Source organism: Mesorhizobium sp. M1403 (genome assembly GCF_040317695.1).
Lineage (GTDB): Bacteria > Pseudomonadota > Alphaproteobacteria > Rhizobiales > Rhizobiaceae > Mesorhizobium.
Genome location: NZ_JAMYKY010000021.1, coordinates 20227 through 39979, shown reverse-complemented (window position 1 = coordinate 39979; position 19753 = coordinate 20227). Strand labels below are relative to the sequence as shown.

The following is a 19753-nucleotide window of genomic DNA, read 5'->3' as shown; positions in this document are numbered from 1 at the left end:
TCGCGGAAACGCCGAACCGCTCAATCTTTTTGTTTTGACGCAATTCCGAACGGAAAATCGTTCCACACTTTTCCTGGAATTGCTCTAACCGCGGCGGCAATTGAAGGTTCCGTAGCTTCGTTACCGCTACAGGTCACGGGCGAAGGTCACAGCCGCGCTTTGGTGGTGCGCGGCGTTGCCAGGAGCAGGCTTGTTTCGCTGCCGGTAATTCCGGGGATCAGGCGGATACGTCTCAGCACCGCATCGAACTCGCTCAGCGTCTGGGTTCCGAGTTCTATCACCAGATCCCAACGGCCATTGGTGGTGTGGATCGTCGAGACCTCGGAGAAGCCGCCCAGCGCCCGGATGACGCGATCTGCGGCATGGCCTTCGATTTCGATCATCATGATGCCACGCACCCGCTGATCGACCGCGTCGGCGCGTAGAATGACGGTGTAGCCGACGATGACGCCTCCTCTTTCAAGTCGCTCGATCCGGGACCTTACCGTTGCCCGGGAGACACCCAGGCTAACGGCAAGGTCGGAAATGCTGCGCCGGGCGTCATGCCGCAAAGAGGTGATGATCTGCTCGTCGAGCTGGTCCATGATTGCTCACAACGGAAGTAGATGCTGCCACTATGGTAAGGCACTTCGACAAATTTGCCAATTTGATATGTTCATTCTGCCAGCGATGCGGGCTTCACTAAAGGCATCGTAATTTGGTGGGGTATGAGAATGCATTGCACGATCGTTGGGGCTCCGATCCAGGCGGGCTCAGGCAGGATGGGCTGCGAGATGGGGCCGAGCGCGCTGCGCACGGCCGGTCTGGCCGGCGCGCTGACCGAGCTTGGCCATACGCTGACCGACCTCGGAACGATTGTCCCTGCCGACATGCGCCCTGTCGTACACGGCAACGCGGTGGTGAAGGCGCTGCCGGAAATCGCAGCCTGGACGGCAGCGATCAGCGAAACCGCCTATGCCGCGAGCGCCGACGCAATGCCGATCTTTCTCGGCGGCGACCACAGCATTTCGGCCGGCACGCTCGCCGGCATTGCTCGCCGGGCGGCGAAGGCCGGCCGGCCGCTCTTCGTGCTGTGGCTCGACGCCCACCCCGATTTTCATACGCTCGACACGACGACCAGCGGCAATCTGCATGGTGTGCCGCTGGCCTATGCCAGCGGGCAGCCCGGCTTCGAGGGCTATTTCCCCCGCCTCGCGGCGCAGGTGGACCCGGCTCGCATATGCGCGCTGGGGATCCGCAGCGTGGACCTGGCGGAACGGGATGCGTTGCGCAGAGCCGGCGTGACGGTCCACGACATGCGTTCGATCGACGAGCACGGTATCGCGCAACTGCTTCGCGCCTTTCTCGAACGGGTGAGCGCCGCCAACGGCATGCTCCATGTCAGCCTCGATGTCGATTTTCTCGACCCGTCGATCGCGCCGGCGGTGGGCACCACCGTTCCCGGCGGCGCCACCTTCCGCGAGGCGCATCTGGCCATGGAAATGCTGCATGACAGCGGCCTCGTCACCAGCCTCGACCTGGTCGAACTCAACCCTTTTCTCGACGAGCGCGGCCGCACCGCCACGCTTTTGGTCGACCTGACCGCGAGTCTGATGGGCCGGCGGATCATGGATCGCCCGACGAGGGGGTTCTGAGCCATGACCGTCAATTTGAATATCGTTCCGTTCGTCAGCGTCGACCGCATGATGAAGCTGGTGCTTGCCATCGGCATCGAGCGCTTCCTGGTCGAGCTTGCCGCCTATATCGAAGAGGATTTCAGGCGTTGGGAGCTGTTCGACAAGACGCCGCGCGTCGCCTCGCACAGCATTGACGGCGTCATCGAGCTGATGCCGACCAGCGACGGGCAGCTTTACGGCTTCAAATACGTCAACGGGCATCCGAAGAACACACGTGACGGCCGCCAGACCGTGACCGCTTTCGGCGTGCTTGCCGATGTCGGCAACGGCTATCCGATGCTGCTTTCGGAAATGACCATCCTGACTGCCCTGCGAACGGCGGCCAGCTCGGCGGTCGCGGCGAAATACCTCGCTCCCGGGGCCGCCAGATGCATGGCGATCATCGGCAACGGCGCGCAATCGGAATTTCAGGCTATTGCGTTCAAGGCGCTGCTTGGCGTCGACAGGCTGCGCCTCTACGATATCGACCCGGCGGCCTCGACCAAATGCATGAAGAACCTTGCCGGCATGGGTTTCGACATCAAGCTCTGCGCGTCGGCGCAGGAGGCCGTTGAAGGTGCACAGATCATCACCACGGTAACCGCCGACAAGCGATCGGCAACAATCCTGACCGACAACATGGTCGGGTCCGGCGTGCACATCAACGCGGTCGGCGGCGACTGCCCGGGCAAGACCGAGCTGCATCGCGACATTCTGCTGCGCTCGGATATTTTCGTCGAATATCCGCCGCAGACGCGCATCGAAGGCGAGAGCCAGCAGCTCGATGCGGACCATCCGATCACCGAATTGTGGCAGGTGATGACAGGAAAGGCAGCAGGCCGGACGGACGCCGGACAGATCACGCTGTTTGATTCCGTCGGCTTTGCGATCGAGGATTTTTCCGCGCTACGCTACGTCCGCGATCAGCTTCAGCGGACCGGCCTTTACGAGGAACTAGACCTTCTGGCCGATCCCGATGAGCCGCGTGACCTGTTCGGCATGCTGCTGCGCGCCGAAAAAGTGGCCGGGCTGGCGGTTGCCCGCAGCTGAGCTGCGATCCCGTCGGTCAGTCCTTCTTTTCCTGGTACAGGCGCTCGGTCGCGCGCTCGCTTTCCCTGCGCTCCGCCGGGCCGCGACGGCGCTGGGTGAGCAGGGCGTAGGCGATCAGGATTGCCAGCAGCAGTGGACCGCCTGCAACAACGAGCAACCACAAACTAGTCTCAAACATCGAACCGTCTCCTTTCCCTCACAACCGGGAAGGACCAGAACCGTTCCTCCGTCTTGTCGGAGGTCGCCCGCACCGCGTGGCGTGATTCAGGATTTTGTGCCTCGAGCAGGACGTTCCACGCCTTGTCGGCATGCAGGATGCTCTTATCTAGAGTCTTATCATTCGGTCACAGGCACTCTCTGCAAAGTGAAGGGAACCACAAGGGCTTTCCGACATTTGGTTGTTCAAGAGACAAACGTGCAGCCACACCGGCTCCGGGGCTAGGAATACCATGCGTGAGAATCAATCCGACGTCTTCGATCTGTTTTCCGAGGTTTACAAGAATGCGGCGCAGGAGGAGATAAGCCTCCAGCAATATCTGCTTGCCTGCCGCGAGGACAAGTCGATGTACGCCTCGGCGCCCGAGCGGATGGTCGAGGCGATCGGCGAGCCGACCTTTGTCGATACCAGCAAGGACGAGCGGCTCGGCCGTATTTTTTCGAACCGGACGATCAAGATCTATCCGACCTTCGCCGACTTTTACGGCATGGAGGATACGATCGAGCGTATCGCCGGTTATTTCCGCTATGCCTCGCAAGGGCTCGAGGAACGCAAGCAGATCCTGTATCTCCTCGGCCCGGTCGGCGGCGGCAAGTCCTCGCTTGCGGAGCAGTTGAAAAGGCTGATGGAGCAGCGTCCGATCTATACGCTGAAGGTCGGCGGCCAGGTCAGTCCGGTCTTCGAATCGCCGCTCGGGCTGTTCGACCCCGACCGCATGGGCGACCTTTTGGAGGACAAATACGGCATCGCCCGGCGGCGGCTGAACGGCCTGATCTCGCCCTGGGCGGCCAAGCGCCTCGACGAATTGTCCGGCGACATCTCCAAATTCAGCGTCGTCAAGCTGATGCCGTCCAGGCTTCGCCAGATCGGCATCGCCAAGACCGAGCCGGGCGACGAGAACAACCAGGACGTTTCGGCCCTGGTCGGCAAGGTCGACATCAGGCAGCTGGAAAACTTCAGCCAGTCCGATCCGGATGCCTATTCCTATAGCGGCGGCCTGAACCGGACGACGCAAGGACTGCTCGAATTCGTCGAGATGTTCAAGGCGCCGATCAAGGTGCTGCATCCGCTGCTGACCGCGACCCAGGAAGGCAGCTACAACGGCACCGAGAATTTCGGCGCTTTCCCCTATCAGGGCATCATCGTTGCCCATTCCAACGAATCGGAATGGCTGCAGTTCAAGAACAACAAGAACAACGAGGCGTTCCTCGACCGCATCCTGGTGGTCAAGGTGCCGTATTGCCTGCGGGTCACGGAAGAGCGGCAGATCTACGAGAAGCTGTTGCGCGAAAGCGAATTGGCCTCCAGCCCCTGCGCTCCGGAAGTGCTCGATATCCTCAGCCGGTTCACCGTTTCGACCCGCCTGGCCGAACACGACAATTCGCCGCTCTACACCAAGATGCGCGTCTATGACGGCGAGAACCTCAAGGAAACCGATCCCAAGGCGAAGTCGGTCCAGGAGTACCGAAACGCGGCCGGTGTCGATGAAGGCATGACCGGCGTCAGCACCCGCTTCGCCTTCAAAATCCTGTCGCAGACCTTCAACTACGACACCGAAGAGGTCGCCGCCGATCCGGTGCATCTGATGTACATCCTGGAAGAGGCGATCAAGCGCGAGCAGTTCCCGAAGGAAACCGAGGCGGACTATCTCGATTTCATAAAGTCGGAGCTCGCCACCCGTTATGCCGAGTTCATCGGCCACGAGATCCAGAAGGCCTATCTGGAATCCTACAGCGAATACGGCCAGAACCTGTTCGACCGCTACATCGCCTATGCCGATGCCTGGATCGAGGATCAGGACTTCAAGGATACCGATACCGGCCAGATCCTCAATCGCGAGGTTTTGGACAACGAACTGTCGCAGGTCGAAAAGCCGGCCGGCATCGCCAATCCCAAGGACTTCCGCAACGAAGTGGTGAAGTTCACGCTGCGCGCGCGGGCCAGAAACCACGGCCGTAACCCGTCATGGACAAGCTATGAAAAGCTGCGCGAAGTCATCGAGAAGCGGATGTTCGGGCAGGTCGAAGATCTGCTGCCGGTGATCAGCTTCGGCTCCAAGCAGGACAGCGTGACGGAGAAGCGGCATACCGAATTCGTGCAGCGGATGATCCAGCGCGGTTACACCGAGCGCCAGGTCCGCCGGCTGGTGGACTGGTACATGCGGGTGAACAAGGCGGGTTGAAGCCAGCCCGGGGTAACATATGCCGATCTTCATCGATCGCCGACTGAACCCGAAGGACAAAAGCCTCGGCAACCGGCAGCGTTTCCTGCGGCGGGCGCGCGAAGAGTTGAAGCGCACCATCCGCGATCAGATCCGCACCGGCAAGATCGCCGACGTGGACGCCGAGCATGCCGTTTCGATGCCGGCGCGAGGCACCGGCGAGCCGAGCTTCAACGATGCCCGGAACAGCGGCAGCCGCCAGCACGTCCTGCCCGGCAACAAGCATTTTGCCCCAGGCGACCGGCTGCCCAAGCCGGGCCAGGGCGGCGGCATGGGATCCGCCCCGGGGAGAACCGAATCGGAGGACGATTTCCGTTTCGTGCTGTCGCGCGAAGAGGTGCTCGACCTCTTCTTCGAAGACCTCGAACTGCCTGATATGGTCAAGCTCAACCTCAAGGAGATCCTCGCCTTCAAGCCGCGCCGGGCCGGCTTCGCCGCGACCGGCTCGCCGACCAACATCAATGTCGGACGCACGATGCGCAACAGCCATGGCCGCCGCATAGCGCTCAGGCGTCCCAAGCAGGAGGCGGTCGACGCTGTCGCGCAGGAGATCGCGACGCTGGAGGCCAAGCCGCAAAACGCCGAGATGCGGCAGCGCATCGTGGCGCTGCAGGAAGAGCTTGAGCGGCTGGAGCGCCGCCGCAAGCGGATCGCCTTTGTCGATCCGGTCGATATCCGCTTCAACCGCTTCGACGCCCAGCCGGTGCCGAACGCCAATGCGGTGATGTTCTGCCTGATGGACGTGTCCGGTTCGATGGGCGAACGCGAGAAGGATCTGGCCAAGCGCTTCTTCGTGCTGCTGCACCTGTTCCTGAAGCGGCGCTATGACCGGACCGAGGTCGTCTTCATCCGCCACACGCACGAGGCGCAGGAGGTGGACGAGGAAACCTTCTTCTACAACACCCAGAGCGGCGGCACGGTGGTTTCCACGGCGCTCGAGGAGATGCACCGCATCGTCGAGCAACGCTATCCCAGCCGCGAATGGAACATCTATGTCGCCCAGGCCTCGGACGGCGACAATTTCGTCACCGATTCCGAGCGCTGCATCGCCCTTCTCGACGAACAGATCATGCGGCTTTGCCAGTATTTTGCCTATGTCGAGATCCTCGACGAGCGTGAGAGCCACATCTTCGGCGCCACCGACAACGGCACGTCGCTGTGGCGTGCCTACAGTGCGGTCAAGCTGAGATGGTCGAACTTCCAGATGAGCCGCATCGCCACGGCGGCCGACATCTACCCGGTTTTCCGCCAACTCTTCGCCAGACAGCCGGGTTATCAAAAGAGCGGTGAAAGAGGGGGCTGATGGCGAGCAAATCCGGGTTGCTGTTTTCCGGTTCCGACTGGGATTTCAGGACGCTGTCGCGCGCCTACGAGACCATCGAGGCGGTCGCCACCGAAGAGCTCCACCTCGACGTCTATCCGGTGCAGATGGAGATCATCTCGTCCGAACAGATGCTCGACGCCTATTCCTCTGTCGGCATGCCGCTGATGTACCGGCATTGGTCGTTCGGCAAGCACTACCTCTACCAGGAATTGCTCTACCGCAAAGGTGGGCGAGGGCTGGCCTACGAACTCGTCATCAATTCCAATCCCTGCATCGTCTATCTGATGGAGGAAAACACCATGGCCCTGCAGGCGCTGGTGACGGCGCACGCGGCGCTCGGCCATAACCATTTCTTCAAGAACAATTATCTTTTCCGGCAGTGGACGGACGCCGGCGCCATCCTCAGCTATCTCGACTTTGCCAAGGGCTATATTGCCCGCTGCGAAGAGCGGCACGGCGTCGATGCGGTGGAAGAGATCCTCGATGCCGCACATGCGCTGATGGAACAGGGCGTGTTCAGATATCACCGGCCGCCGAAGCTGTCGTCGGAAAAGCAGCGCGAGGGGATTCGCGAGCGCCTGGAATACGAGGAACGTTCCTACAACGATCTGTGGCGCACGCTGCCGCCTTCCAAGGACGGCACCAAGGTCCGCGAAACGGATACCATGACGGAGCGCAAGAAATCGCTCAAGCTGCCCGAGGAGAACCTGCTTTATTTCCTGGAGAAGAACAGCCTGATCCTGGAACCGTGGCAGCGTGAGGTCATCCGGATCGTCCGCGTGATCGCGCAGTATTTCTATCCCCAGCGGCAAACGCAGGTGATGAACGAGGGCTGCGCCACCTTCGTGCATTACACGCTGATGAACCTTTTGTTCGACCGCGGCCTGATCGGCGAAGGTGCCATGCTGGAAATCCTGCGCAACCATTCGAACGTGATCTTCCAGCCAGGGTTCGACGATCCGCGCTTTTCCGGTATCAATCCTTACGCGCTGGGTCTCGACATGATGCAGGACATCCAGCGCATCTCGACCGCGCCGACGGCTGAGGACCGCGACTGGTTTCCCGATATCGCCGGCAATGGCGACTGGCGCCAGACCTTGCTGGACGCCTGGGCCAACCATCGCGACGAGTCCTTCATCCGCCAGTATCTGAGCCCTACCCTGATACGGAAATGGCGGTTCTTTGTCCTTGCCGATGCCGCCAACGACCCGCATTACGAAGTCGCCTCGATACACAATGAGCGCGGCTACGAGAGCGTCCGCGCCGCACTCGCCCACAGCTACGACATCGGCGCCAGCCGGCCGGACATCCAGGTGGTGGACGTGGACCTGCTCGGCGACCGGCATCTGCGCCTGCAGCACAAGGTCAAGGACGGCATCGTGCTGGAAGGCGGCAGCCGTGACGCCACGCTGCGCCATATCCGCAAGCTCTGGGGCTACGAGGTCAGCATGGTCGCGGTCGACGCGCAGACCGGCGCCACACTCCACGAACGGTCGACCAGCCAGATCGGGGAATGACCGAACCGGCCTGCAGGGAAGTCGGGTGGCGTCGCCTTTACCGGATCACCAACCACGCTGTGGTCAGGGAGCAGGAACATGCGCGTATTGATGATCGCCGCCCTTCTTCTGGTCGCTGTCACGATGGCGCTGTCGCTTGCGCACGCTTTGGAGTTGCCGGGCAAGTTGCGCCTCAAGGAGGCTACCTACAAATCAGTGCAGGCGATCTACTATCCCGGCTTCACGATCGGCGGGTTTGCCGAGATCGGCGGCATCATTGCACTCGCCATCCTGCTCTACCTGACGCCTTATCCAAGCGCTCGATTCTGGTGGACCTTGGCGGCGCTTGTCTTCCTGCTGGCGGAACATGCGACCTATTGGTTGGTCACGCATCCCGTCAATAATTTCTGGGTGCAAGACGTTGCCATGCCGCAATCAGCCGCGACGTTTTTTTCAATGTTTTCTCGAAAGCAGACCGGCGACTGGAGAGATTTGCGCAACGTCTGGGAGACTTCGCATGTCGCCAGGGCAGGCCTGGCGATGCTGAGCCTCGTCTCAATTGCTGTCGCCGCGACATTTTTTGCTGAATAGCGCCGAGGGGATCAAGACGGCGCCCTCGTCCGCCAATTTGCGGCCACGAACGCTGCATCCGTCAGATCGGGGAACGGGAACCGGCGCCATACTGTCTTAACGTTAAGCGATCCCGCCGTTTCAGCGGTCGGCGCGATGCTTGTTGTGGGCGCTTTCCTGGTGCTCGCCGCGGATGATGTTGCGGTCGTCGGGATCGGCAATGTCCTTGGGGTCCGATCTGAGCTCGGCACCGCGCCGGAACGCCTCGCGCTCTTGCCTGGTCTTTTTCAAATCCGCTTCCGCGTCGAAATCCTTGCCAGCGTTTTTCGTGTTCTCGCGCTCTTCGATGATGCGCAATTGCTGCTCATGAGTCTTCTTTCCGGCCATTGGTGACGTCCTTCTTTCGATTTTCCGCTTCCCCCGGGGTCCAAATTCGCTACAGCCCGAAAGGATAGGTCTCGGGAAGGCCTGTCCCCGCATGTTCCGGCCCAAGCGGCGTCACGGCACTGGTTTCATCGAACCAGACGAAAGCATCGAACTGGCGGGCGAGCGAGGCATCCGCATAGTGGCTGTGCAACTCGGTCTCCGGCCGGTAGATAACGCCGATAAAGCGTTCCAGCCGGCGCTCCAGAAGCCGTTGGCGCAGCGTGTCGTCGCGCTCGAAATCGAGCAGGAAAGGCGAGACGCCGCTGTCATGGCAAAGCCGCTCATAGCTGTCGTTGTGGGAAGGACGAACCGGTTTCACTTCCATGTCGCCGTCCCAGTCGGTGGCGGCGGCCACCGTCCCGGAATGCGTGCTGAGCCCAATCAAGGCAACCTCGTCGCCAAAACGCTGGCGGCAGAGCTGGCCGATGTTCACTTCGTCCCTGACGATCCCCATCTCGGTATAGCGGGCATCGCCGATATGGGAATTATGTGCCCACACCACCGCCTTGGCGGCCGGGCCGCGGGCCTGCAGCAGGTGCTCCAGTGTTTCGAACATGTGGGTGTCGCGCAGGTTCCAGGACTGCGCGCCGCCGTAATACATGGTGCGGTAATAGCGTTCGGCGGAGGCGACCAGGCGGGCGTTTTGGGTGGCGTCGAGGAAATCGATGCCGTCCTGCTGCGCATAGTCGAGCTCTCTGGAAAGCAGTTCCCGGCATTGCTCGAGCACGGCCTTCTCGCATTTCTGGTAGCCGGAGGTGAGTGCGACACGGCCATAGGTGGCCGGGTCGTTCTGCCACGGCGTCAGGCAGCCATAGCGCTCGCGTGCGATCCTTGCCGCCTGCGGATCGATCCGGTCGAGATATTGCAAGACCGCCGCGATCGACCCGCCCATATTGTAGATGTCGAGGCCATAGAACCCGGCCCGCCGGGAGGATATCCTGATCCGCTCATTATGCTCTCGCATCCAGTCGACGAACGCCGCGACGTCGGTGTTGCGCCACATCCAGGTGGGAAAGCGCTGGAACGGCGGATCGGCGCCCGGCCGCGGTGGCCGGTGACGGACGTAGCGGTCGATCGCCGCGGCATCGGGCCAGTCGGCCTCGACCGCGACGATGGTGAAGCCATGCTTCTCGATCAGCCTGCGAGTGATCGCGGCGCGCGCGCGGTAGAACTCCGACGTGCCGTGGCTGGCTTCGCCGAGCAAGACGACGCGGCGGTCGGCAAACCGGTCGAACAGCGCACCGAAGGCGGGATCGTCGAAATCCGGAAGCGGTTCGGCGGCGGTCGCTATCATCTGCGGCAGGCTGCTTCTGCGCTGATGCCGGTGCGGAAGATCGGCCGCTATTTGGCTGTCGCTGCCTGGCTCGCCCCAGCCTTGCTCGCCGATCAGTGGAACAAACCGCACGCCGCCGAAATCCTCCTCGGTGTAAGTTGCTGCGCCAGTCCGGGTGACTTTGAGCAGGCGCTGCGAGTCGAATTCGTCGCCGACCGGGATGATAAGCCGGCCGGCGACGTCGAGCTGTTCTTGCAGGGCGAGCGGTGCGCCGGGCCCGGCGGCCGCAACCAGGATCGCATCGAAGGGTGCCGCCTCGGGCCAGCCCTTGGTGCCGTCGCCGGTGCGGACTTCGATATTGTCGTAGCCAAGCTTTTTAAACCGCTGCCTTGCCGTTTCAGCCAACGCGGCGTGGCGCTCGATCGTGTAGACGCGTTCGACGATCCGGCTCATTACGGCAGCCGCATAGCCCGAGCCGGTGCCAACCTCGAGGACGTGGTCACCGGCTCCGATCTCCGCCATTTCGATCATCAACGCAACGATGTAGGGCTGCGATATCGTCTGACCTTCGGCGATCGGCAGCGGCCCGTCCTCATAGGCAAATTCTTCAAAACCAGGCTCGACGAAAGCCTCGCGCGGCACCTCGCGCATCGCCTGAAGGACATTGCGGTCGCGAATGCCACGGCGGCTTAAGTGAATGTCGACCATTTGGTTGCGGGCATGGGAGAGATCGAGCATTTTTCTGCTCCTCCTATGGGCCTCCGCCACAATCGCCCAAGCTGCTCAAACGGCACTTTGGCCGGTCCATGTCCCAGGGCCTCGGCAGTCCGCCTGGATTCATACAATGCGGTGCACCTTCCTAACCGTTGGCAAGCCCCGAGGTTCCCCAAAGACCGACCCGCTTTTGTCGGGCTCGCCAGGTTGCAGGATCGGCAAGCGGCGCTGGCGGCCGCCCAAACTTATTTCGAGGCAAATCCTTTCTCCGGCGCGACGCCACCCCAGATAACGACGGACGAGGGTATTCCGGAGGCATTTCCATGAACGACGAGGCCCGCACCACTGCGCAAACAACCGGCCTTGACCAGATCGATGTGATGGACCGCTACTGGCGCGCCGCGAACTACATTTCGGTTGGCCAGATCTATCTGCTCGACAATCCGCTCTTGCGCGAGCCTTTGCTGCCCGAGCACATCAAGCCGCGGCTGCTCGGCCATTGGGGCACGACACCCGGCCTCAATTTCATCTATGTGCATCTGAACCGGATCATCCGTGAACGTGGTCTCGATGTTCTGTTCATCTGCGGTCCGGGTCACGGCGGCCCGGCAATGGTCGCGAACACCTGGCTCGAGGGGACCTACAGCGAGATCTATCCCGAGGTCGGCAAGGACGAAGACGGCTTGCGAAAGCTGTTCCGGCAGTTCTCGTTTCCCGGCGGAGTGCCGAGCCACGCGGCTCCGGAGACGCCCGGCTCGATCCACGAAGGCGGAGAGCTCGGTTATGCACTGGTCCATGCCTTCGGCGCCGCCTTCGACAATCCGAACCTTGTGGTCGCCTGCGTCGTCGGCGACGGCGAAGCCGAGACCGGTCCGCTCGCCGCGGCCTGGCATTCCAACAAGTTCCTGAACCCGGCATCCGACGGCGCCGTCCTGCCGATCCTGCATCTCAATGGCTACAAGATCGCCAGCCCGACGATCCTCGGCCGCATGGAAGACGAGGCGTTGCGCAGCCTGTTCCTCGGCTATGGCTACGAAACCTTCTTCGTCGAAGGTCATGAACCTGCTGCGATGCATCGGGAGATGGCCCGCACGCTCGATACCGTGCTCGACCGGATCCACTCCATCCAGGAGCCTGCACGAGCCGCGGGCTGGAAGGGAGAGCGGCCGCTGTGGCCGATGATCGTGCTGCGCAGCCCAAAGGGCTGGACTGGGCCGAAAGAGGTGGACGGTAAGAAGGTCGAGGATTTCTGGCGTTCGCACCAGGTACCGGTATCGAACGCACGCGGCGATGCGGCGCACCGCCAGATCCTCGAAGACTGGATGCGCAGTTACGAGCCGGAAAAACTGTTCGATAAAGGCGGCCATCTCCTGGCGGAGCTCGCGGCGCTGGCACCTACGGGGTCACGACGCATGGGCGCAATCCCCTACGCCAATGGCGGCCTGCTGAAACAGGACCTCGTGCTTCCCGACTGGAAAGGCCTGGCGCTCGACGTACCGCGTCCGGGCGGCACTGTGGGAGAGGCGACGCGCACGGTCGGAAGCTATCTTCGCGACGTGGTCCGCTTGAACGCCGAGGCCAGGAATTTCCGGCTGATGGGACCGGATGAGACGTCCTCCAACCGCCTCGACGACGTGTTCGAGGTTACGGACCGGGTCTGGATGGAACGGATCGAGCCCTACGACGTACATCTTTCCCGTGACGGCCGCGTCATGGAAGTGCTCAGTGAACATCTTTGCCAAGGCTGGCTGGAGGGCTATCTGCTGACCGGCCGCCATGGCCTGTTCTCGTGCTATGAAGCGTTCGTACACATTGTCGATTCCATGGTCAACCAGCACGCCAAATGGCTGAAGATCTCCGGCGAACTTGCCTGGCGCAAGCCGGTGGCCTCGCTCAATTACCTGCTGACCTCGCATGTCTGGCGGCAGGATCACAACGGCTTCAGCCATCAGGACCCGGGCTTTGCCGATTTCGTCGCCAACAAGAAGGCCGACACGGTCAGGCTCTATTTTCCGCCCGACGCCAACACGCTGCTGTGGATCACCGACCATTGCCTGAAAACCTACAACCGCATCAACGTCATCGTCGCCGGCAAGCAGCCGGCGCCGCAATGGCTGTCCGCCGAAGACGCGGAAGCGCACTGCAAGGCCGGTGCCGGCATCTGGGAATGGGCCGGGACGGTTGCCAAGGGCGAAGATCCGGATGTGGTTCTCGCTTGCGCCGGCGACGTGCCGACGCTGGAGACGCTTGCCGCAGCCGACATCCTGCGCTCAGGCATTCCGGACCTGCAGATCCGCGTCGTCAATGTCGTCGACCTGATGATTTTGCAGTCGAATTCCGAGCATCCGCATGGCTTTGCCGACGACAGATTCGACGCGCTGTTCACCAAGGCCAAGCCGGTCATCTTCGCCTATCACGGCTACCCCTATCTCATTCACCGCCTGACCTACCGGCGCGCCAACCACGACAACATGCATGTGCATGGCTTTCGCGAGGAAGGCACGACGACGACGCCGTTCGATATGGTGGTGCTCAACCAGCTCGACCGCTATCATCTGGCGCTCGCCGCGATCGCGCGCGTGCCGGGGCTGGCCGAGCGGGCGAAGGATCTTGCCGCGGCGCTGCATGGGAAATTGGCTGAGCACACGGCCTATGTCCGCGAACATGGCGAGGACATGCCCGAGATCCAGAAATGGTCCTGGCCACAGGACAGCGCGACGAGGGCCGGCGATTGATGCGACGATCGATCCTTGCGTTGAATGCCGGCTCGTCGAGCATCAAGTTCCGACTTTACGATCTTGCAGCGTCCGCCGAGCTGGATCTTGCCTCGCGCGGTTCACTGGATCTGGGCGATGCGCCAAGGCTGACCGCGAAAGCCGCCGATGGGGAGCTGCAGTGCGATCGGCCACTTGCCGCAGACGCATCACGCGACATGGGCATCGGCCAGATGCTGCAATGGATCGAGAACGAACTTGGCGGAAGGAAACTGATCGCCGCCGGACATCGCATCGTCCATGGCGGACGCGAGTTCGTCGAACCTGTCCGCCTGATGCCGACAATTATCGAGGCTCTCGACAGGCTGACGCCGCTTGCGCCACTGCACCAGCCGCGCAGCCTCGCGCCGATCCGGGCGCTTGCCGCGTTGCGACCCGACCTGCCGCAGGTCGGATGCTTCGACACGGCCTTCCATCGGACCATCGAGCCTCTGGTCAGCCGTTTCGCGCTGCCGCGCCACTATGAGGCAGACGGCATCCACCGCTACGGCTTTCACGGGCTTTCCTACGAATATGTCGCCGGCCGGCTCAAGCAGATATCGCCCGATCTGGCGGCGAAAAGAACCATCGTCGCCCATCTCGGCAACGGGGCGAGCCTGTGCGCCATGCGCGACGGGCGAAGCGTCGATACGACGATGGGCTTTTCGGCGCTTGACGGCCTGGTCATGGGCACACGCTGCGGCGCCATCGATCCGGGCGTGCTTTTGTACCTGCTATTGGAAAGAGGGATTTCGGGAGAGGCGCTGCAAGACATGCTCTACGAGGAATCCGGCCTGCTCGGCGTGTCCGGCATTTCCGGCGACATGCGCACGCTGGAAGCCAGCGACGACCGCCGGGCGCGCGAAGCGGTGGAGCTTTTCGCCTTCCGCGCCGCCAGGGAGATTGCCGCCCTCGCCAACACGCTGGGCGGGTTCGAATGCCTGGTGTTCACCGGCGGCATCGGCGAGCACTCGGCTCCGGCCCGCAAAGCGATTTGCGACAGGCTTGGCTGGCTCGGTGTGGCGATCGACGAGGCGGCCAACAGCTCCCATGCCGCGCTGATGAGCCAGGCGGAGAGCAAGGTCGAAGTCCGCGTCGTGGCGACCGACGAAGAAGGTGTCATCGCCCGCCACACGCGCAAGGTAATGGAGGGGCCCGGCTGATGCGGATGGCCTCGAATGACCCCGCTTGCGGCAGCCCTGCTCGTGCGGCTACGAAGCGAGCGCGGCCGATCTGTTGAAGACGATGGTCACTCGCGTTCCTTTGCCGGGGGTCGAGTCCACCTCGAACCGGGCTTTGGCGTTCTCGGTCAGCGATTGCGCGATCAACGCTCCGAGCTTGCCGGGTTTCGGCCAGGTCTCGCCTTCGGGCAGGCCGATGCCGTCATCGGCGACAACGATGCGAAAGCCGTCGCCGTCGACAACACTGCGCAGCGTGATTGTCCCGCCTTGGCGACCCAGAAAGGCGTGTTTCAGCGCGTTCGTCAAAAGCTCGTTGACCACCAGGCCGGTTGGCATCGCCACGTTGATGGACACGGGATAGGTGTCGACCTTCATATCCAGCCGGATGCCTTGCACGGCGTGCGACGTCATCACTGCGGAAGCGATCTGGCTGAGATAGACGCCGAGGTCAACTTCGGCCTTCTGTTCGTCGGCCGACAGCGCCTGATAAAGAATTGCGAGTGCATCGACGCGGCCGGCGAGACGCTCGACGATGGCCCGGGCCAGCGGCCGGTCCTTGTATTCGCCCAAGCCTTGTCCGCTCAGCGCAGCCCAGTTGCGGCGCTCCAGCTCTGCGACGGAAACGCCTGACAGTTTCTGGAACTCGGAATTGACGTAAACAACACGTTCATCGCCGCCCAAATCGGAAATTGCGATCGCAATCGGCAGCTGGTCGAGGAACCTTTTATAACTGTCACTGTCCAGGGCGCCCGCCAGGTCGAGGTTGTCGAGCAATTGCTGGAGCTGCTCGGTTTTTTCGGCTTCGGCGGACATTCCAGGCTTTCGATGTTTCGGGTAGGACCATGGTCAATATCAGGTCGCTCGCCAACTGCGAAGTCCGCTCATTGCCACCGCGCGGCTAGGCATGGCGGAGAACCGAGACCGTGGTTGAGAAGCGCCTGAAGGCTCACTTCGAATGGCTCTGCTCGACCAGATGGTATCTGTACCGGTCACGAATATGCTCGTTGAAGAACCGGCCCTTTGACGAGGCTTTGCGGAATGCCTCGTGGACCTGCGGCGGCACGTCCTCGTAGTCATAGCGGTTTCCGCTCGGGACGAACCATACGGAAAGTACCCTCGTCGCCGGCTGGTAATCGATGTTCCTGATCGCAGTTGAAGGCATCCTCGACAGGTCCAATGCTCGGCAGTGCTCCATTCCATGCCGTCGTGTGAATAACCCTGCACGGAGAGCGAGGTTCCTTGCTGCCGAAGCAGCCTTGCCGCTACGGGGCGGCTTCACCAAATACGGTTGATGCCATCGCCCAAGACATCGGCTGCAGCCCGCCAGGGCGATCTCTTTGCCGCCACCGACGACCGGCCGGAAGGATTCCGCTACCGGCCCGAACTGATCACGCCGGACGAAGAAGCAGCGTTGGCGAGCCAGCTCGCAAGCCAGCCATTTCAGGCTTTCGACTTTCATGGCCATCTGGCAAACCGGCGGATAGTCGGCTTCGGGCTGCGCTACGACTACGACCGGCGCGCAGTCGTCGAGGCACCGCCGATACCCGGCTTTCTGCTGCCGCTCAGGGAAAAGGTTGCAGCCTTTGCCCGCCTGCCCGCCGAGACCTTCGTGCAGGTGCTGATCAACGAGTACCGGCCGGGCGCCGGTATCGGCTGGCACCGCGACAAGCCTCACTTCGAGGCGGTCGCCGGCGTTTCCCTGCTGGCCGCGTGCAGCTTTCGCCTGCGCCGGAAAAACGGCACGCGATGGGACCGCAAGACGGTCACCGTCGAGCCAAGATCGGCCTATCTGATGACGGGCGCCGCGCGCAGTGAATGGGAGCACAGCATCCCGCCGGTTGCCGAGCACCGCTATTCGATCACGTTGCGCACGCTGCGGCCGCAACGCGCTTAAAGCAGAGCGGTGAGGAAGCCCAAGCACTGCCCTTAAGAACTGGGCTGAAACAAATTCATCCGTCGCCACGCCGACTGGCAAAGTCCGCCAACATGGCGCGCTGGCCTTTCAGGATCTTATGGTTGGCTTCAGGCAGGGAGAACCAGCCCGCTCTGTCGACTTCGGCGAATTCCTTCATCGAGCCGGACCTTGGCGGCCATTCCATGACGAAGGTGTTGCTGCTGATGGCGTCGCTGTCGAAATCCGCCTCGACGCACCATGCGATGACGAGCTTGCCGCCCGGCTGCCGGTAGCTGCCAAGGTGTTCGAAACCTCCATCGATGGCGACGCCGAGTTCCTCTTCGGCCTCGCGTTTTGCCGCCGCTAGCTCGTCCTCGTTCTCGTCGATCAAGCCCTTCGGGATCGACCATGCGCCGTCGTCCTTCTTCGCCCAGAATGGGCCGCCCGGATGCACCAGCAAGACCTGGAAACGTCCTTCGCTTCGGCGAAAGATCAGCAACCCTGCGCTGCGTTTAGCCATTGCGCTATTCCCCCGACGAAAATGAAACGAACGTTCTCGTCCGGGCGGGCCTATGGAATAGCCTGCCACGGCGGAACGATTTCCGCTCGCAGCCGTTCCGTCCGTTCGGCAAATGAGTGATCGACATGGCGACGCCACGAGCTGCCTGGAAGGGCTTTATGAAAGTCGGATCTGTTTCCTGTGGCGTCAAGATCATCGGCGCCGTCAGCGAGGCCGAGAAAGTGCATTTCAGGATCCTGAACCGCAAGGACGGTCTTCCGGTCAAGAGCGCCTATATAGACGAGGAGACCGGCGACACGGTCGAGGCGGCCGAGCAGGTAAAGGGCTACGAGGTCGAAAAGGGCGAGTTCATCCGCATTGAGCCGGACGAAATCAAGAAACTGAAGATGGTATCGCAGCATACGCTCGAGATCGGCGAGTTCGTGCCCGCCGCCGAAATCGACGCACGCTACCTCGAAAAACCCTACTATCTCGTTCCGGCCGACGCGCCCTCCACGGAGGCTTTCGCGGTGATCCGGGACGCCATGGCCAGGAAAAAGGTAGCAGCCCGCTCCTGCGTCGTACTGTACCAGCGTGGCCGAGAGGTGCTGATCCAGCCGCTGGGCAAGGGCATGGTGATGACTGAATTACGCAACCACAATGAAGTGGTCGCGGCGGACGCGGTGTTCGAAGGGCTGAAGGATCGCAAGGTCGATCCGGAGATGCAGGAAATCGCGCAATTGCTGATCGACAAGAAGCCGGCCAAATTCGACCCGTCGAAGTTCGAAGATACTTATGAACAGGCGCTGGTTGCGATGATCGAAGCCAAGCGCAAGGGCAAGAAACCGCCCAAGCCGGCACCCGAGCCGAGGACGAACGTCGTCAATCTCGCCGATGTTCTGCGCAAGAGCCTGGCGCAAGAAGGCGGCAAGGCTCCGAGCAAAGGTCCGGGAACGGCCGCGAAACGCAAATCAGCCTGAATGTCCGAAAGCAGACCGAACGGAACCGAAAACGCTCGCGCGCATTTAGATGACGAAGCAATCCGTCGGCAAGCCAAGCGGAGCGGGGGACTGGTGGACGTCGTTGAACTAAAGACTGGCGGAATCCCGCAAGTTTCCTCCGCCGATCTGATGCAGGCGTTGCCTGTGGCCGTCTACACCACCGACAGACAAGGCTACATCACCTTCTTCAACGAAGCCGCTGCCGATCTTTGGGGATATCGTCCGGTTATCGGCCAGGACCGCTGGTGCGGTTCATGGAAGCTTCGCCACCTCGACGGGCGACCGATGGCGCACGACGAATGTCCGATGGCCGTTGCCTTGCTGGAAGAGCGGGACGTTCGTGGGGGCCGGGCGATCGTCGAGCGGCCGGACGGCCAGTTCATCCCGTTCAGCGCGCACCCGGCCCTGCTTCGCGATGCGACCGGCGAGGTCGTCGGCGCCATCAACACCTTGCTCGACCTCCGCACCCAGGCGCTGGCTGACGACGTCGGCATAAGGCTCGCTGCCATCGTCGAATCCTCGATGGACGCGATCGTGTCGAAAGACCTGAACGGCATTATCACCAGCTGGAACGACGCCGCACAACGCCTGTTCGGCTACACGCCCGCCGAGGCGATCGGCCGCCCGGTGACGATCCTCATCCCGCCCGACCACCTGGATGAGGAAGCCATAATTATCAGCCGCATTCGCGCCGGCGAACGGATTCCCTCATACGAGACTATCCGGCAGCGCAAGGACGGCACCCTGGTACCGGTTTCGCTCACCATCTCGCCGATACGCGACGGCATCGGGCGTATCATCGGCGCCTCCAAGATCGCGCGCGACATCAGCCCGCATAAGGAGAGCGAACGGCGCATCCGCACACTCATGCGCGAAGTCAACCACCGCGTCAAAAACCAGTACTCGGTGATCGTCTCGATGATCCGCGAGACCAGCAAGCTGGCGGAGACGCCAGAGGCTTTCCTTTCACAGGTCCGGGAACGCATCATGGCGCTTTCGGAATCGCACGATCTGCTGGTCGATGCCGAATGGCGCGGCGCGACTATCGGCGAATTGATCCATGCCCAGACCAAGGCCTTCGCGACACAGGCCCGTCTGTCGATGAGCGGGCCGATGATCATGCTGCAGCCGAACGCCGTGCAATATCTCGGCATTGCCTTTCACGAGCTGGCCACCAATTCGGTAAAGCACGGAGCGCTGTCGCGCCATGACGGACGGGTCGAGGTCGAATGGACCGTGATGCCAGCCGCCGATGGCAGCGACGGCTTCCGCCTTGTCTGGCGGGAACTGGACGGGCCATTGGTGGATGAAAACACGCGACGCGGTTTCGGAACGGTTGTGCTCAAACGCGTCACGCCGCAGGCGCTCAGCGGCACCGGACGCCTGGAATTCGACAGGAGCGGCATCACCTGGACGCTGGAGGCGCCGCTGCACTTCGTGCAGATGTCGATGACTGGCATCGCGGCTGATTGAAGGCCG

General features: G+C 62.1%; 18 protein-coding genes. 11 read left to right on the top strand and 7 right to left on the bottom strand.

The window, feature by feature from the left end; genetic code table 11:
- Nucleotides 1-146: 146 nt before the first annotated feature.
- On the bottom strand, nt 147-584 hold the full coding sequence (locus tag NKH01_RS26335; RefSeq protein ID WP_352481449.1) for an Lrp/AsnC family transcriptional regulator: 438 nt from the start codon (nt 582-584) through the stop codon (nt 147-149).
- Between the two features lie 129 nt (nt 585-713).
- Here NKH01_RS26335 and rocF point away from each other — a divergent pair, with 129 nt between their 5' ends.
- Together rocF and ocd are read left to right on the top strand one after the other, a co-directional pair.
- Nucleotides 714-1634 carry an arginase gene (rocF, locus tag NKH01_RS26330; RefSeq protein ID WP_353023162.1) on the top strand — a complete coding sequence of 307 codons (921 nt, stop codon included), beginning with the start codon at nt 714-716 and terminating at the stop codon, nt 1632-1634.
- 3 nt (nt 1635-1637) lie between these two features.
- Entirely contained in the window at nt 1638-2705 is a 1068-nt protein-coding gene (ocd, locus tag NKH01_RS26325; RefSeq protein ID WP_023720502.1) for an ornithine cyclodeaminase, read from the top strand.
- Between the two features lie 16 nt (nt 2706-2721).
- On the opposite strand, the gene NKH01_RS26320 is transcribed toward ocd, so the two are convergent.
- The gene (locus NKH01_RS26320; protein ID WP_023720503.1) at nt 2722-2883 is read right to left on the bottom strand and encodes a hypothetical protein; all 162 of its coding nucleotides are present in this window, start codon (nt 2881-2883) and stop codon (nt 2722-2724) included.
- A 271-nt stretch (nt 2884-3154) separates the two neighbouring features.
- Here NKH01_RS26320 and NKH01_RS26315 point away from each other — a divergent pair, with 271 nt between their 5' ends.
- From NKH01_RS26315 to NKH01_RS26300, 4 genes are all read left to right on the top strand, one after another.
- Complete coding sequence (locus NKH01_RS26315) at nt 3155-5104, top strand: PrkA family serine protein kinase (protein ID WP_023720504.1); 1950 nt, start codon at nt 3155-3157, stop codon at nt 5102-5104.
- 19 nt (nt 5105-5123) lie between these two features.
- Nucleotides 5124-6446, top strand: a complete 1323-nt coding sequence (locus NKH01_RS26310) for a YeaH/YhbH family protein (RefSeq protein ID WP_023720505.1) — start codon at nt 5124-5126, stop codon at nt 6444-6446.
- Complete coding sequence (locus NKH01_RS26305; RefSeq protein WP_023720506.1) at nt 6446-7984, top strand: SpoVR family protein; 1539 nt, start codon at nt 6446-6448, stop codon at nt 7982-7984. Before NKH01_RS26310 ends, NKH01_RS26305 begins: the two co-directional genes overlap by 1 nt.
- Nucleotides 7985-8062: 78 nt before the next feature.
- Nucleotides 8063-8554 carry a DUF1772 domain-containing protein gene (locus NKH01_RS26300; protein WP_352481447.1) on the top strand — a complete coding sequence of 164 codons (492 nt, stop codon included), beginning with the start codon at nt 8063-8065 and terminating at the stop codon, nt 8552-8554.
- Between the two features lie 120 nt (nt 8555-8674).
- On the opposite strand, the gene NKH01_RS26295 is transcribed toward NKH01_RS26300, so the two are convergent.
- Complete coding sequence (locus NKH01_RS26295; protein WP_023720508.1) at nt 8675-8920, bottom strand: hypothetical protein; 246 nt, start codon at nt 8918-8920, stop codon at nt 8675-8677.
- Between the two features lie 49 nt (nt 8921-8969).
- On the bottom strand, nt 8970-10970 hold the full coding sequence (locus NKH01_RS26290) for a protein-L-isoaspartate(D-aspartate) O-methyltransferase (RefSeq protein WP_352481446.1): 2001 nt from the start codon (nt 10968-10970) through the stop codon (nt 8970-8972).
- Between the two features lie 299 nt (nt 10971-11269).
- Between NKH01_RS26290 and NKH01_RS26285 the strand changes: the two genes are divergently transcribed.
- Together NKH01_RS26285 and NKH01_RS26280 are read left to right on the top strand one after the other, a co-directional pair.
- Entirely contained in the window at nt 11270-13681 is a 2412-nt protein-coding gene (locus NKH01_RS26285) for a phosphoketolase family protein (protein WP_353023159.1), read from the top strand.
- Nucleotides 13681-14862 (top strand): acetate/propionate family kinase, encoded by a 1182-nt coding sequence (locus NKH01_RS26280; protein WP_023720510.1) that lies wholly within the window; start codon nt 13681-13683, stop codon nt 14860-14862. Before NKH01_RS26285 ends, NKH01_RS26280 begins: the two co-directional genes overlap by 1 nt.
- A 48-nt stretch (nt 14863-14910) precedes the next feature.
- On the opposite strand, the gene NKH01_RS26275 is transcribed toward NKH01_RS26280, so the two are convergent.
- Nucleotides 14911-15693: an ATP-binding protein gene (locus NKH01_RS26275; protein ID WP_353023157.1), complete on the bottom strand. Its 783-nt coding sequence runs from the start codon at nt 15691-15693 to the stop codon at nt 14911-14913.
- 133 nt (nt 15694-15826) lie between these two features.
- Complete coding sequence (locus NKH01_RS26270; protein WP_353023155.1) at nt 15827-16042, bottom strand: KTSC domain-containing protein; 216 nt, start codon at nt 16040-16042, stop codon at nt 15827-15829.
- 129 nt (nt 16043-16171) lie between these two features.
- On the opposite strand from NKH01_RS26270, the gene NKH01_RS26265 reads away from it, so the two are divergent.
- Nucleotides 16172-16774 carry an alpha-ketoglutarate-dependent dioxygenase AlkB gene (locus NKH01_RS26265; protein WP_352481442.1) on the top strand — a complete coding sequence of 201 codons (603 nt, stop codon included), beginning with the start codon at nt 16172-16174 and terminating at the stop codon, nt 16772-16774.
- 55 nt (nt 16775-16829) lie between these two features.
- On the opposite strand, the gene NKH01_RS26260 is transcribed toward NKH01_RS26265, so the two are convergent.
- Nucleotides 16830-17294: an NUDIX hydrolase gene (locus NKH01_RS26260; protein WP_353023153.1), complete on the bottom strand. Its 465-nt coding sequence runs from the start codon at nt 17292-17294 to the stop codon at nt 16830-16832.
- A 125-nt stretch (nt 17295-17419) separates the two neighbouring features.
- Here NKH01_RS26260 and ku point away from each other — a divergent pair, with 125 nt between their 5' ends.
- Both ku and NKH01_RS26250 read left to right on the top strand, forming a co-directional pair.
- A complete protein-coding gene (ku, locus tag NKH01_RS26255) occupies nt 17420-18253 on the top strand; it encodes a non-homologous end joining protein Ku (protein WP_352909716.1) in 834 nt (277 codons plus the stop codon).
- Between the two features lie 93 nt (nt 18254-18346).
- Complete coding sequence (locus tag NKH01_RS26250) at nt 18347-19747, top strand: PAS domain-containing HWE histidine kinase family protein (RefSeq protein WP_353023151.1); 1401 nt, start codon at nt 18347-18349, stop codon at nt 19745-19747.
- Nucleotides 19748-19753: the final 6 nt, after the last annotated feature.

Excerpts from the sequence above, each read along its gene's own strand:
- rocF (WP_353023162.1), top strand. The coding sequence starts at position 714 with ATGCATTGCACGATCGTTGGGGCTCCGATCCAGGCGGGCTCAGGCAGG.
- NKH01_RS26335 (WP_352481449.1), bottom strand. The coding sequence starts at position 584 with ATGGACCAGCTCGACGAGCAGATCATCACCTCTTTGCGGCATGACGCC.
- NKH01_RS26270 (WP_353023155.1), bottom strand. The coding sequence starts at position 16,042 with ATGCCTTCAACTGCGATCAGGAACATCGATTACCAGCCGGCGACGAGG.
- NKH01_RS26260 (WP_353023153.1), bottom strand. The coding sequence starts at position 17,294 with ATGGCTAAACGCAGCGCAGGGTTGCTGATCTTTCGCCGAAGCGAAGGA.
- NKH01_RS26295 (WP_023720508.1), bottom strand. The coding sequence starts at position 8,920 with ATGGCCGGAAAGAAGACTCATGAGCAGCAATTGCGCATCATCGAAGAG.
- NKH01_RS26275 (WP_353023157.1), bottom strand. The coding sequence starts at position 15,693 with ATGTCCGCCGAAGCCGAAAAAACCGAGCAGCTCCAGCAATTGCTCGAC.
- NKH01_RS26320 (WP_023720503.1), bottom strand. The coding sequence starts at position 2,883 with ATGTTTGAGACTAGTTTGTGGTTGCTCGTTGTTGCAGGCGGTCCACTG.
- NKH01_RS26265 (WP_352481442.1), top strand. The coding sequence starts at position 16,172 with ATGCCATCGCCCAAGACATCGGCTGCAGCCCGCCAGGGCGATCTCTTT.
- NKH01_RS26310 (WP_023720505.1), top strand. The coding sequence starts at position 5,124 with ATGCCGATCTTCATCGATCGCCGACTGAACCCGAAGGACAAAAGCCTC.
- NKH01_RS26315 (WP_023720504.1), top strand. The coding sequence starts at position 3,155 with ATGCGTGAGAATCAATCCGACGTCTTCGATCTGTTTTCCGAGGTTTAC.
- NKH01_RS26300 (WP_352481447.1), top strand. The coding sequence starts at position 8,063 with ATGCGCGTATTGATGATCGCCGCCCTTCTTCTGGTCGCTGTCACGATG.
- NKH01_RS26285 (WP_353023159.1), top strand. The coding sequence starts at position 11,270 with ATGAACGACGAGGCCCGCACCACTGCGCAAACAACCGGCCTTGACCAG.
- NKH01_RS26280 (WP_023720510.1), top strand. The coding sequence starts at position 13,681 with ATGCGACGATCGATCCTTGCGTTGAATGCCGGCTCGTCGAGCATCAAG.
- NKH01_RS26305 (WP_023720506.1), top strand. The coding sequence starts at position 6,446 with ATGGCGAGCAAATCCGGGTTGCTGTTTTCCGGTTCCGACTGGGATTTC.
- NKH01_RS26290 (WP_352481446.1), bottom strand. The coding sequence starts at position 10,970 with ATGCTCGATCTCTCCCATGCCCGCAACCAAATGGTCGACATTCACTTA.
- ocd (WP_023720502.1), top strand. The coding sequence starts at position 1,638 with ATGACCGTCAATTTGAATATCGTTCCGTTCGTCAGCGTCGACCGCATG.
- ku (WP_352909716.1), top strand. The coding sequence starts at position 17,420 with ATGGCGACGCCACGAGCTGCCTGGAAGGGCTTTATGAAAGTCGGATCT.